The 11,667-nt window shown below is 54.8% G+C and carries 11 protein-coding genes; 8 read left to right on the forward strand and 3 right to left on the reverse strand.

Annotation, left to right across the window (positions count from 1 at the left end):
- Positions 1 to 41: 41 nt before the first annotated feature.
- Positions 42 to 1,289: a tRNA (N(6)-L-threonylcarbamoyladenosine(37)-C(2))-methylthiotransferase MtaB gene (gene mtaB, locus P8T57_RS12385; RefSeq protein WP_341363269.1), complete on the forward strand. Its 1,248-nt coding sequence runs from the start codon at positions 42 to 44 to the stop codon at positions 1,287 to 1,289.
- Positions 1,286 to 2,221, forward strand: a complete 936-nt coding sequence (ftsY, locus tag P8T57_RS12390) for a signal recognition particle-docking protein FtsY (protein WP_007091256.1) — start codon at positions 1,286 to 1,288, stop codon at positions 2,219 to 2,221. The genes mtaB and ftsY overlap by 4 nt, the downstream gene beginning before the upstream one ends.
- A 47-nt stretch (positions 2,222 to 2,268) precedes the next feature.
- Here ftsY and P8T57_RS12395 read toward each other — a convergent pair whose 3' ends face one another.
- Both P8T57_RS12395 and P8T57_RS12400 read right to left on the reverse strand, forming a co-directional pair.
- Positions 2,269 to 3,627 carry a YegS/Rv2252/BmrU family lipid kinase gene (locus P8T57_RS12395; RefSeq protein WP_341363270.1) on the reverse strand — a complete coding sequence of 453 codons (1,359 nt, stop codon included), beginning with the start codon at positions 3,625 to 3,627 and terminating at the stop codon, positions 2,269 to 2,271.
- 116 nt (positions 3,628 to 3,743) lie between these two features.
- The gene (locus P8T57_RS12400) at positions 3,744 to 4,247 is read right to left on the reverse strand and encodes a DNA starvation/stationary phase protection protein (protein ID WP_037991679.1); all 504 of its coding nucleotides are present in this window, start codon (positions 4,245 to 4,247) and stop codon (positions 3,744 to 3,746) included.
- Positions 4,248 to 4,396: 149 nt separating this feature from the next.
- Here P8T57_RS12400 and P8T57_RS12405 point away from each other — a divergent pair, with 149 nt between their 5' ends.
- Together P8T57_RS12405 and P8T57_RS12410 are read left to right on the forward strand one after the other, a co-directional pair.
- Positions 4,397 to 4,936 carry a hypothetical protein gene (locus P8T57_RS12405; RefSeq protein ID WP_341363271.1) on the forward strand — a complete coding sequence of 180 codons (540 nt, stop codon included), beginning with the start codon at positions 4,397 to 4,399 and terminating at the stop codon, positions 4,934 to 4,936.
- A gap of 109 nt (positions 4,937 to 5,045) precedes the next feature.
- Positions 5,046 to 5,663 (forward strand): VTT domain-containing protein, encoded by a 618-nt coding sequence (locus P8T57_RS12410; RefSeq protein ID WP_341363272.1) that lies wholly within the window; start codon positions 5,046 to 5,048, stop codon positions 5,661 to 5,663.
- An 89-nt stretch (positions 5,664 to 5,752) separates the two neighbouring features.
- On the opposite strand, the gene P8T57_RS12415 is transcribed toward P8T57_RS12410, so the two are convergent.
- A complete protein-coding gene (locus tag P8T57_RS12415; protein ID WP_007091251.1) occupies positions 5,753 to 5,926 on the reverse strand; it encodes a hypothetical protein in 174 nt (57 codons plus the stop codon).
- Between the two features lie 380 nt (positions 5,927 to 6,306).
- On the opposite strand from P8T57_RS12415, the gene P8T57_RS12420 reads away from it, so the two are divergent.
- From P8T57_RS12420 to chrA, 4 genes are all read left to right on the forward strand, one after another.
- Positions 6,307 to 6,834 carry a sigma-70 family RNA polymerase sigma factor gene (locus P8T57_RS12420; protein WP_007091250.1) on the forward strand — a complete coding sequence of 176 codons (528 nt, stop codon included), beginning with the start codon at positions 6,307 to 6,309 and terminating at the stop codon, positions 6,832 to 6,834.
- Entirely contained in the window at positions 6,834 to 7,076 is a 243-nt protein-coding gene (locus tag P8T57_RS12425) for a hypothetical protein (RefSeq protein WP_007091249.1), read from the forward strand. Before P8T57_RS12420 ends, P8T57_RS12425 begins: the two co-directional genes overlap by 1 nt.
- Positions 7,077 to 7,552: 476 nt before the next feature.
- Positions 7,553 to 9,022 carry an AMP nucleosidase gene (locus P8T57_RS12430; protein WP_071239469.1) on the forward strand — a complete coding sequence of 490 codons (1,470 nt, stop codon included), beginning with the start codon at positions 7,553 to 7,555 and terminating at the stop codon, positions 9,020 to 9,022.
- A 1,408-nt stretch (positions 9,023 to 10,430) separates the two neighbouring features.
- Positions 10,431 to 11,660 (forward strand): chromate efflux transporter, encoded by a 1,230-nt coding sequence (gene chrA / locus P8T57_RS12435; RefSeq protein WP_341363273.1) that lies wholly within the window; start codon positions 10,431 to 10,433, stop codon positions 11,658 to 11,660.
- Positions 11,661 to 11,667 lie beyond the last annotated feature (7 nt).

Here is an 11,667-nt window from a genome sequence, read left to right on the forward strand (position 1 = left end):
AAGTGTTTTCCAAACCGGAATGGATCATTAAAAGGGCGAGCATGACAGAGCCGCGCGTCGTTACATTTGGTTGTCGCCTGAACACCTATGAATCCGAGGTGATGCGCGACCATGCCAAAAATGCCGGTCTTGATGATGCGATCATTATCAATACATGCGCGGTTACGACCGAGGCAGAACGCCAGGCCCGTCAAAGCATCCGTCGCCTGCGTCGCGAAAACCCCAATGCCAAGATTTTCGTGACCGGCTGCGCTGTTCAGGTCAATCCCGACAAATTCGCCAAAATGACCGAGATCGACCGCATCTTTGGCAACGATGCCAAGATGAAGGCCGAAACCTTCCTGATGCCCGAACATGAACGTGTTGTCGTCAATGACATCATGTCGGTCGAGGAAACCGCAAGCCATCTGGTTTCAGGCTTCGAAGGCCGCGCACGCGCCTTTGTGCAGGTCCAGAACGGCTGTGATCATCGCTGCACATTCTGCATCATCCCGTTTGGCCGCGGCAATTCGCGCAGCGTGCCGATGGGCGAGATTGTAACTCAGGTCCGCGAACTGGTCGCCAACGGTTACGGCGAAGTGGTTCTGACCGGGGTGGATATCACCTCCTATGGTCATGATCTGCCGGGCAAGCCGACATTGGGGCAGATGGCGCGCCGTCTTCTGGCCCAGGTGCCCGAACTGCCGCGCCTGCGGATTTCATCGATTGACCCGGTCGAGGTCGACGAGGATATCTTCCGCCTGATCGAAACCGAACCACGCCTGATGCCCCATATGCATATCAGCCTTCAGGCGGGTGACGACATGGTGCTCAAACGCATGAAACGTCGCCATCTGCGTCAGGATGTCATCGATTTCTGTGACAAGGTCCGTGCGCTTCGCGCCGATGTGACCTTCGGGGCGGATATCATTGCCGGTTTCCCGACCGAAACCGACGAAATGGCGGAAAATACCCTGCGTCTTGTCGATGAATGCGGGTTGATTTACCTGCATGTGTTCCCCTATTCCGCCCGTCCGGGAACACCGGCGGCCCGTATGCCCCAGGTGCCCAAGGATATCCGCAAGGAACGCGCAGGCGCGCTTCGTGATGCCGGTGAAATTCAGTTGAACAATTTCCTGAAATCACGCATCGGCCTGACCGAAAATGTGTTGGTGGAAAAGGAAAATACCGGACATACGGAGCATTTTGCTCCCGTTACGCTCGATCGCGTGATAGAACCGGGCTCGATTGCAAAGGCCAAAGTCATTGGCGTTGAAGACGGAAAATTGAAAGCGGAGCTTGCGGGATGAGTGAAGAGGGGAAAAAAAGCTGGTTTGCCCGACTGAAAGACGGGTTGAAACGCTCCTCCTCGAAACTGACCACCGGGATTGCAGATATCTTCACCAAGCGCCGTCTGGATGACGATGCGCTTGAAGAATTCGAAGATCTGCTGATCACATCCGATCTGGGTGTCACCACGGCGGCAAAACTGGGTGCGGAGCTGTCGCGTACCCGTTTCGACAAGGAAGTCGATCCCGCCGAGATTCAGGAATTCATCGCCACCGAAGTCGCCAAAATTCTCGAACCCGTGGCAAAGCCGCTGGTGATTGATGCGACCAAAAAGCCCCATGTGATCCTTGTGGTTGGCGTTAATGGATCGGGCAAAACCACCACAATCGGAAAACTTGCCAAAACCTACCGCGATCAGGGGCTTAAGGTCATGATGGCGGCGGGCGATACATTCCGTGCCGCCGCTGTTGAACAGCTCAAAGTCTGGGGCGAACGGACCGGGTGCCCGGTGATTGCGCGTGATACAGGTGCCGATGCCGCCGGGCTTGCCTTTGATGCGATTGATCAGGCCAAGCGCGAAGGTTATGACCTTTTGCTGATCGATACGGCCGGGCGTTTACAGAACAAGGCGCATCTGATGGACGAACTTAAAAAGATCGTCCGTGTCATTCACAAACGCGATGAAACCGCCCCGCATGATACGTTGCTGGTGCTTGATGCCACCACCGGTCAGAATGCCCATTCCCAGGTCGAAGTCTTTTCCGAGGCAACCAATGTCACCGGCCTGATCGTGACCAAGCTGGATGGCACGGCAAAGGGCGGCGTTGTTGTCGCACTGGCCGAAAAATTTGCCAAACCGGTTCATGCAATCGGGGTGGGCGAAAGTGCCGAGGATTTGCGTCCGTTCGAGGCCAAATCATTTGCCCGCAGTCTGGCCGGGCTCGAAGACTGAGCCGCCAGACATCAAATCAGAAAAAGGCGGGGAAAATCCCGCCTTTTCTATGCCTGGAATTCATCCAGACTTTGCTGCAAATCACCGATAAGCTCCTTCATATCCTTAAGGGGCACGGATATGTCGCCCGGAATATCGTCAAGAGCACATAGATCAAGTGTCTTTCCGAGTTCTACGGACTGGTTTTTCAGACCCCGCGCAAGGCGCATATCGGCATCGGGCAGCATCCATGACATTGCCCGGTCACGTAACTGTTCCAGACTGTGCAGATCCGGATCGGGGGACGATGTCGGCAGGCCATAGGGCCGAAGGGCCAGTTCAAGACGGCGATTGATGTCACGCAGGCGATTGGCGGTATCGTGGCAGATCGCCTTCATCTGGTTGTCTGTGGCCATGGGGTAGATGGCCGATAGCCGCAGCGAAAGGTCAAGCGCGTCGAGCGCAACGTCATTGACGATTTCCTGATCCTGAAACGATGCCGTGCGGTCCGTCTCGCCGTGAAAGGCGTTGGGGGCGAAAACCGGCAGAACCTTGGCCTCCAGGGTGAAGTGCGCAGGCAACTGGCTTATGATTTCACCGTCGGCCAGAATAGGCTCACCTTCGCCACCTTCAAGGCGGATGTCGTCGCATTCCTGACTGATCGCATATGAGCTGTCATCAACAGAGCCAAACAGCAATTCAGCCGCAATATCCATGCCCGATAATGTGTCGACATTGGCCTGAATGGCAAACATGTGAAGTTTGCCGTCATCAAGGCGTTTGTTTTCGCGTGGACGCAAACCGCCGCCAAAATACTGGCCATTGGTAACCGTCAGCTGGCGCAGTTTCAGATTTCTTGCCGGATTGTCGCCACAGGTCACACTCAGTTCCAGTGGCTTCATGTCGTTCCAGCTTTGCCAGTTCGCCACCGCATAGCTGATGGCCCCGGTCCAGCGTTTCAGATCCGGGTCAATGCGTTTTCGGGCATCGGCGGGGACGCCGATACTGGCCGCATTGACAAAGCTTTTGCCATTGACCCGACCGATATCAAGCATGGCAATCTGGCCATTGATTGCCGCGCGCGCGGCCTGAAGGATATCGTCGGGGATATACAGGCTGCGGGCAAAATCGTTTGCCGTGCCAAGCGGCAGGGGAACCATCACCACGCCCGCCTCGATCACGGTATCGATAACCGCATTGATCGTGCCATCACCGCCGCCGATCACGACAATATCGCCCCGTTCGCAGGACGCGCTGATGAAGTCATTCATGGCGACGGGATCGTCACACAGTTCCAGTTCGGCCCGATAACCGGCATCCTCGAAAATGGCCCGCAATGGTTCTGCACCATTGTCCCGCCATGCGTCGGGCACCTTGTGGCGTGTCAGAAGGATGCAAACCTTGCCTGTCAACTCGGTCGATTTCACCTTGATGCCTCCAAAACGGGTGCGGGACTTGCTGCCTGTTTACCATGCTCGAACAGAACGGCAAGATTGAGACACAAAACCGGCGCCAATCTGGCGCCGGTTTTACAATGTGTGATTTAGGAAATGGTTGCGCGAAGCATCCATGCCGCTTCTTCGTGAACGCCAATGCGTTCCGTCAGAAGGTCGGCAGTCTTGACGTCCTCTGCCGCTTCGGCCTCTGCAACACCTTCGCGCAACAGGCGCGATACGCTATCGTGGTCTTCGACCAGTTCCTTGACCATGTCATTGGCCGGAAGAAGTTTGGTCTGATCCTTGACCACGGAATGTTCCATCATTTCCGCAAGGCCGGTGGGGGCCTGGAAGCCGATTGCACGAATGCGTTCTGCCATATCGTCAATCGCTTCGTTCAGGTCCTCATATTGCTCTTCGGTCATTTTATGCAGCGAATAGAAGGCCGGACCAACCACGTTCCAGTGAACCCCGCGAATTTTGGCATACAGTACGTGCGACGAGCCAATGATCTTGGTCAGCATCTTGGCCAGTTCGCGACGGTCTTTGCGGTCGACTCCGGTTTTGACCGGAAATTCTTTCGCAACGCTCTGCATACTGCTGTGTGCCATTTTTAACTCCTGTATTTCTTTATAACGTTCTGTCGCTCTGACCCCGACCCCGTTATTGGCGGCCGGGCATATCCCGAACGCATGCCCCAAAAACGTCACCCGAAAGCAAATGTTCCAGAAAATAAAATCGGAATAATTGGAACATTCTTTTGGATCACCCGTTTGAATGGGCAAGCAGTGCGAAAGAAAAAGCGCTGTTGTTTAATAACCAGGAGGTTGTGATGCTGAATAAAACTGTTCTTATGGCTGGTACTATTATGATGTCTGTTGCCGTGACTGCACCGGCTTATGCAGATGCATCGAAAAGCTCGGATCAGACAGGCACGATGGCAACCGATGACGCGATGAAATCGGATGCCAACAAAATGGCTGATAAGGCAGAGGCCGGCTATGAAGATGCCAAAGATTTCACCTATGAAGAAAAGAACGAATTTCTTGCCTGGGTTGAAGAAAAATCCAATCAGCTTGGCGAGAAATACGATGAAGTATCCGCAAGTGTCAGCGAGGAAAGCGAAGACGCTGTGGATGAACTTGCAGAAGCTTGGGACGGCGCCAGTGAAAATCTGAACGAGGCGTATGAAGAAACCAAGGATGCATCGGCTGATACCTGGGAAACCATGAAGGCCAAAACCCTTGAGGCTCTCAACAATGCTGAGCAGGCGCTCTCGGATGATCATGCCACCGAATAAGACATCACAACCTTGACTCGGTGATGTGGTGTTCCGGGTGTCCGCGGCCCGCCCTTTAACGTGAAGGGCGGGCCGCTTTACGTTTGACGATGTTCAGTCAGAGGCATCTATGGAAAAAGAAGACAAAAGCCAAAACCAAAACCAAAACCAAAACAATAAAGGTCTTGTCGGATGGTGGCGTGTCTGGCAGCAGCGTCTGGAAAAACTGGCCGCCGGTCGTAAAGGACTTGGCGGCATTGCGGTGGCTTCATTTCTTGAAACCACGATTATTCCCATTCCGATTGAAATCCTGATTGCGCCAATCATGGCAGCATCGCGCAGGCGCGGTGTGATTGTTGCGACCGTTACATTGCTTGGCAGCGTTGCCGGTGCGGTTTTCCTGTATTTGATTGCCTACGGCCTGTCGGGCGAGCTTATCCAGCCGATCATTGAAACAGCCGGCGGGCAGCAGGAATTCCAGAAGGTCGAACAGCAATTCGAAGAAGGCGGATTCTGGGTTGTCTTTGCAATCAGTATCGCGCCGATACCCATGCAGCTTGCCGCTCTGGCGGCCGGGGCGACGACATATCCTTTCTGGCTGTTTCTTGTCGCCATCGGGATATCGCGTGCCTTGCGCTACTATGGTTTGTGGTTGCTGGTTCTTGGTTTCGGTGTCGGGATCGCCCGTCTTTTCGAGGGCAAGAAACCTGACAGGCTTGAAAAGCCCGAGAAAGGTGATTCGGTTTAATCCGAAAACACGCAAAATCGAGATAGAAACAACAAAGCCCGGCTATTTGCCGGGCTTTTTTCAGAGATATTGAAAAAAATCTCTTTGGACTATTCCGCTTCAATCCGGAAATCGGTGGTGGTTTTCCCTTCGGTTTCCGGATCTTCGACATCCTCGGAGACCAAGCCGCGGCGAATCAGTTCACGAATGGCTGCTGCCCGGGTTGGCATACGATGCTCAAATCGCCAATCGTCGATGAACTTCAGCTCATCGTCGTCGAGCATAATCTGAAGCTTTTCAGTTCGTTTCGAGGTTGACACTCGTGGGCCCTCATTAAGTTCAGACGTTCTAGGGTGCGTCTGAAACCATTGATACGCAACGTGTTCAGAAATTTTGGAGTAACTTACGTTACCTCCGTTTTCTACATATTACAACCAGGTTCCTGAACTGAACCAGTCAACGCAACCTGATCAAGTAATGTAAAGTAATGATTAAATGTTATCTGCGTACAATGATCATATTGATGTGGTTATGTTTGTTGAGCTTGTTGTTGTTGTTAATGATTTGAAGCAGGTTCATTGTATTGCCTAAGTGAACCATACGATTTTACTTTAAATAATATTTTCTTTTGTTACGGTGGGGACATCCAAAAACGGAGGTTGTGATGTCTGATCAAGTTATGAACGAAATTGAAGATCACGTTCCCGCTCTGCGTCGCCATGCTTATCGGCTGACCAGCAGCATGGACCGTGCACAGGATCTCGTGCAGGACACCTTGCTGAAAGCCATCAGCAAGAAGGACCAGTTTGAAGAAGGCACCAGCCTTAAAGCCTGGTTGCACCGGATCCTTTTCAACACATTCATTTCTGGCAAACGTCGGGAGAAAACCCGCGGGCATCATGTCGACTGGGATGATCTGGGCGATGTCTATGGACATGGCAGCAACCAGATGGCCCGTTTGCAGTTGCGTGACGCCGATCGTATCCTTGGTGAACTTCCTGAACAGGAACGTCAGGCGATCCTTTTGACGGCTGTTGATGAAGTTTCCTATCAGGACGCCGCCGACCAGATGAATGTCGAGATTGGCACGGTCAAATCCCGTGTAGGTCGCGCACGCCGGAAGCTGCGTTCTTCCGTCGGCCGTATCGAAGCCCGGGAACACGCATCGCGGTTCGTGGGGGAGGCAGCCTGATGACCCATGTGCTTGCTGTTTACGGCAAGGACGACATCGTAAGTTACGTGCACGGATCCATTGACGATGAAGACAAGGGCGATATCGAAGATCTTGTCCAATCGGATCCGCGCGCCGCAGGAATTGTCCGTGATTTCGAAAAAGATCATTTAAGTGACGGAAAGACAGTTGATCTCCTGCGTTACCGTCGTCTTAAAAAATTGAAGTCTCTGGCTTCAGGTGCCGGTCTCCTGCATGAGTGATGCGTTAAATGCAATAGTGCATTGAAGCGAAAATTTATTGACTTTGTTGACCAACGGTCAGATAAAGTATGCATCGGAGTTGATCGTCTTTTCCCTCAACGTCTAAGGCCCTTCTCCGAAATCGGCCGGAACCTCTTGGTTTCGGCCCTTTTTTTGTCTTGATGCTGCCCTGCCAGCGATGAGGCCGCGAATCGATGCTTTCCATCCCCGTGCGGGGATGAATTTCGCGTCATGGTTATGAGCCATGCATCAAAACTGTCATTTGGATTTTTTGAAAATAATCCCGACATATATGTCTGGCATGTTTCCGTGTGGCCCGGCTTTATGCGCCTCCGACACAATCGGTATCCCAACTTTGCGTAACGGATCCGCCGTTTTGATGCTCGGCCATGCATGAATTGGGGGTTGCCAGAGGCAAGGCTAGCGGTGATAAATCTCTCGCTCAATACAACAATAAGAAAAAGGAGCAACCTGTTATGGTATCCGACGTCCACGGATCGGTCCGCGATCTGTTTGAATTTACTGACGCCGAAAAGGCAATTGCCCGTATCAAGGAAATTTATACGACGGGTGCAGAGTCCGTTCGCGACGCATTTATCCGGTTTGGAAACGGCGAGCAATCCACGCCTGTGCGCGCCTATTACCCGTATCTCGGGATCGAGGTGCCGCCCGAGAAATTGCATGTCGAAAGCACACTGTCCTACGGTGCGCCGCGTGACCCCGGCATTTATGGCACGACCCTGACGCGCCCGGACCTGTTCGAACAATATTACCGTGAACAGATCGAACTTCTGCTGAAAAACCACGACGTGCCGGTCGTCGTTGGTGTGTCGGATCGCCCGATTCCATTGCCGTTTCTTGTTGAAACCGCAACCGACAATATCGGCCCGACCGACATCCGCCAGCTTCAGATGATCTTCGATATGCCCGATCTGGCGCGCACCGATGATGATATCGCCAATGGTGTGCATTACGGCATTACCGAGGGACCAAAGCCGCTTTCGCTGTTTTCCGGCGAACGTGTTGACTACTCGCTGGCGCGTTTGCGGCATTACACCGCGACACTGCCGGAACATTTCCAGAAATTCGTGCTGTTCACCAACTATCAGCGCTATGTCGACGAATTCATCGAATTCGCCAAGCTCCAGCTTGAAGACTCCCAAAGCCCCTATGTCGCCTTTGTCGAACCAGGCCCGAAAGTCCATGTTCGCAAAAACGCGCCAAAGGGCTGGGTCGAAAGCGGCGAACCGGTCGCACAATTGCCGCAGATGCCGTCCTATCACCTGATCCGTGAAGACGGGCTTGGGGTGACGTTGGTCAATATCGGCGTTGGTCCGTCAAATGCCAAAACCGCAACCGACCATATTGCCGTTCTGCGCCCGCATTGCTGGTTGATGCTGGGCCATTGTGCCGGTCTTCGGCGCAGCCAGCTTCTTGGCGATTATGTTCTGGCCCATGGTTATGTGCGCGACGATCATGTGCTCGACTCCGATTTGCCGCTCTGGATTCCGGTGCCCCCGATTGCAGAGGTGCAGGTCGCCCTTGCCAATTCGGTGGCCAAGATCACCGGTCTTAAAGGGCGCGAAATGAAGGCCCGCATGCGGACCGGGACCGTGGCGACCACGGATAACCGGAACTGGGAACTGCGTTACAGCGAATTGTTTGTCCGCCTGAACCAGTCGCGGGCGATTGCGGTGGATATGGAAAGCGCCACGATTGCCGCCAACGGTTTCCGTTTCCGTGTGCCTTACGGCACGTTGCTGTGCGTTTCCGATAAACCGGTACACGGCGAACTGAAACTGCCGGGCATGGCCAACAACTTCTATCGCCAGCGTATCGGTCAACACCTTCAGGTCGGTCTTGATACCATCGATACCCTGCGAAACGAGGTCAACCAGCTGCATTCGCGCAAACTGCGTTCCCTTGACGAGCCGGCCTTCCGCTAGGTCCTCCTGACATTCACGAGAACGCCCGTTGCCTCACGGCGGCGGGCGTTTCAGACCGCTGACACCACACTCCCAACCTGATCGTCATTCCGTTTCGATGGGATGTGGATTCCGGCTCTGCGCCCCGAATGACGATTTGACCAACCGCCCGGCTAATCCAGCCAGCCAACCAACCCCGGACCGCTGACAAAGCATTATCAACCTGATCGTCATTCCCGCGACGGCGGGAATCCAGTCTCTTTCAACGGGGCATGGATTCCGGGTCTGCGCTTCGCTGCGCCCGGAATGACAGTTTTGATCAATCGCCAAACGCCACCAATCAGAGGGACCGCGACCCGAACCCTGCTGCCTCGAACAAACGCTGCTCGCTCTCGGTTGCCCCAAAACACACATCACCCCAAGGGCAACGGCGTTGCGGCATGGCAGACACACAAATCCCGCCATCGATCACCGGCCTTTCGGCACGTCCGAACGCACCATCGATCCGCTGGCAAGCAATCCTGCCCGCTGCTCCGGGCAAACCGATCCAATCCCGCCAAGCCAAGCCCGTTGCCCCCGGCATTGCCAAACGCCACCAACTGCACCCCGGACGGACCCTGCTGCCCCGAACAAGCACCCGCCGCCCTCGGTTGACGCCGCAAATGCACCTCACCCCAAGGGCCACACGTTGCCGCATGGCAGACACACAACTCCCGCCATCGATGACCGCCCTTTCGGCATGTCCGAACGCACCATCGGCCCACTGACAACCGATCCTGCCAGCCAATCCCGGTCAGACGATCCCGTGCCGATCCAATCCGGGCGCAATTCGGGCCCGCTGATTCTCGGCATTGTCACACTTCACCGACCGGACCGAACCAACTTGGCCCAGCCCCCGCTGCCCCGAACAAACGCCCTTGCCCCAAGGGCACATTTCTCCCGTCATGATAAACACCCGTTTTCGTAAGTTTCCGACGGCCTCACGGCCCGAACACACCACCGCCGTAATGACTTTTCCATGCGCCATTCACGGCCCGTTGGCGATACCGCCAGCGTCCTTTCAGACAATCAGATCGCTGTCCCGTCATCATCCCATTCCTGTTTTTGCCGCCCGAAACGCAAAAAACCCGCAAAGGCGAATCACGCTTTGCGGGTTTTGTCTCCGGACCCATTTGTCCTGTTGACTTTATCTTTATGCCACAACGAAAAGAACAAATCAAGAACTTTTCCTCAAAAACCCGGAAAAAGTTCCCGGTCAAAGCTCTGCGTGGAAAGAATGGTATATTGTTCAATGTCTTGGTCGGGCGTTTTGTGATGGTTTGATGAAGTCGGCAAAATCGGCTGCTTTGGGCTTTGGCCCTGCGGTTGCGTCCATTATCCTTCGCGCTTGGTTCCATCGGGACCGCAGTGATCTGAGCACGGGGAAAGCATGACCGACCAAAACCTGGCCAAGCCCGATTTACGCCTTTGGCAGATTTTCCTGATTTTTCTGCGTCTGGGGTTAACCAGCTTTGGCGGGCCGGTCGCCCATATCGGCTATTTCCGCGAAGAATTCGTTCTGCGCCGCAGGTGGCTTTCGGATGCAACCTACGGCGATCTGGTTGCACTTTGCCAATTTGCGCCCGGTCCGGCCAGTTCGCAGGTTGGCATGGGGATCGGCATGTCGCTGGGGGGGCTTGCCGGTGCCTTTGTGGCATGGCTCGGTTTTACCATGCCATCGGCAATCGTTCTGGCCGCACTCGGGCTTGGCCTTTCGGCGGCTGATCTGGCGGCGACCGGGCCGGTGATCTGGGGGCTTAAGCTGGTTGCGGTTGGTGTGGTAGCGCATGCGCTTGTCGGGATGGCACGCAGCTTATGCCCCGATGTCCCGCGCGCCATACTGGCGTTGATTGCGGCGGCGTTGATGATCGCGATCAACAGTGTTGGCATGCAGGCAATTGTGATTATCGGCGGGGCCTTTGCCGGTTTTGTGTTTCTGCGCGGTGATCATGGAAAGGTAGAGGGAAGCCTTGGTGCAGGCCTATCGCCGAAGGGGGCCATATGTGCCTTGGGCCTGTTTGTTCTGTTGCTGATCGGGTTGCCTTTATTGGCCAATATTGTCCCATCGCCCTGGCTTGCGGTGTTTGACGGGTTTTATCGCAGTGGCGCACTGGTTTTCGGCGGCGGGCATGTGGTGCTGCCGCTGTTGCAGGAAGCCGTGGTTGCCCCCGGATGGGTCGATCTGGATGTGTTTCTTGCCGGTTACGGTGCAACCCAAGCCGTGCCGGGGCCGATCTTTACGTTTGCGGCCTATCTGGGGGCTGTGTTGCAAAATGGTGCCGGGGGAATTTGGGGCGCTTCTGTGGCCCTGATCGCGATTTTCCTGCCCGCGTTTCTTCTGGTGATCGGGTTATTGCCGTTCTGGGATCGCGTGCGGCATATACCCAAAATGCGCGCCGGACTGGCCGGGATCAATGCGGCGGTTGTCGGTTTGCTGGCATCGGTTTTATATGACCCGATCTGGACCGGAACCATCCATGACGTAAAGGACGTGGTTATTGTGGCCCTTGCGTTCGTCGTTTTGCAATGGCGCGTAATGCCGGTCTGGGCGCTTGTTCTGGCCGGGGGTGCCGGCGGGGCAGTGATGGGTGTTCTGGGTTTGGCGGAGGCAATCACCTGATCCGAAA

It is taken from the genome of Thalassospira sp. SN3W, from assembly GCF_038070535.1.
Lineage (GTDB): Bacteria > Pseudomonadota > Alphaproteobacteria > Rhodospirillales > Thalassospiraceae > Thalassospira > Thalassospira xiamenensis.

Bases quoted from the DNA above. Each gene is read 5' to 3' on its own strand.
- mtaB (WP_341363269.1), top strand. From the start codon at position 42: ATGACAGAGCCGCGCGTCGTTACATTTGGTTGTCGCCTGAACACCTAT.
- ftsY (WP_007091256.1), top strand. From the start codon at position 1,286: ATGAGTGAAGAGGGGAAAAAAAGCTGGTTTGCCCGACTGAAAGACGGG.
- P8T57_RS12400 (WP_037991679.1), bottom strand. From the start codon at position 4,247: ATGGCACACAGCAGTATGCAGAGCGTTGCGAAAGAATTTCCGGTCAAA.
- P8T57_RS12410 (WP_341363272.1), top strand. From the start codon at position 5,046: ATGGAAAAAGAAGACAAAAGCCAAAACCAAAACCAAAACCAAAACAAT.
- P8T57_RS12415 (WP_007091251.1), bottom strand. From the start codon at position 5,926: ATGCTCGACGACGATGAGCTGAAGTTCATCGACGATTGGCGATTTGAG.
- P8T57_RS12420 (WP_007091250.1), top strand. From the start codon at position 6,307: ATGTCTGATCAAGTTATGAACGAAATTGAAGATCACGTTCCCGCTCTG.
- P8T57_RS12425 (WP_007091249.1), top strand. From the start codon at position 6,834: ATGACCCATGTGCTTGCTGTTTACGGCAAGGACGACATCGTAAGTTAC.
- P8T57_RS12430 (WP_071239469.1), top strand. From the start codon at position 7,553: ATGGTATCCGACGTCCACGGATCGGTCCGCGATCTGTTTGAATTTACT.
- chrA (WP_341363273.1), top strand. From the start codon at position 10,431: ATGACCGACCAAAACCTGGCCAAGCCCGATTTACGCCTTTGGCAGATT.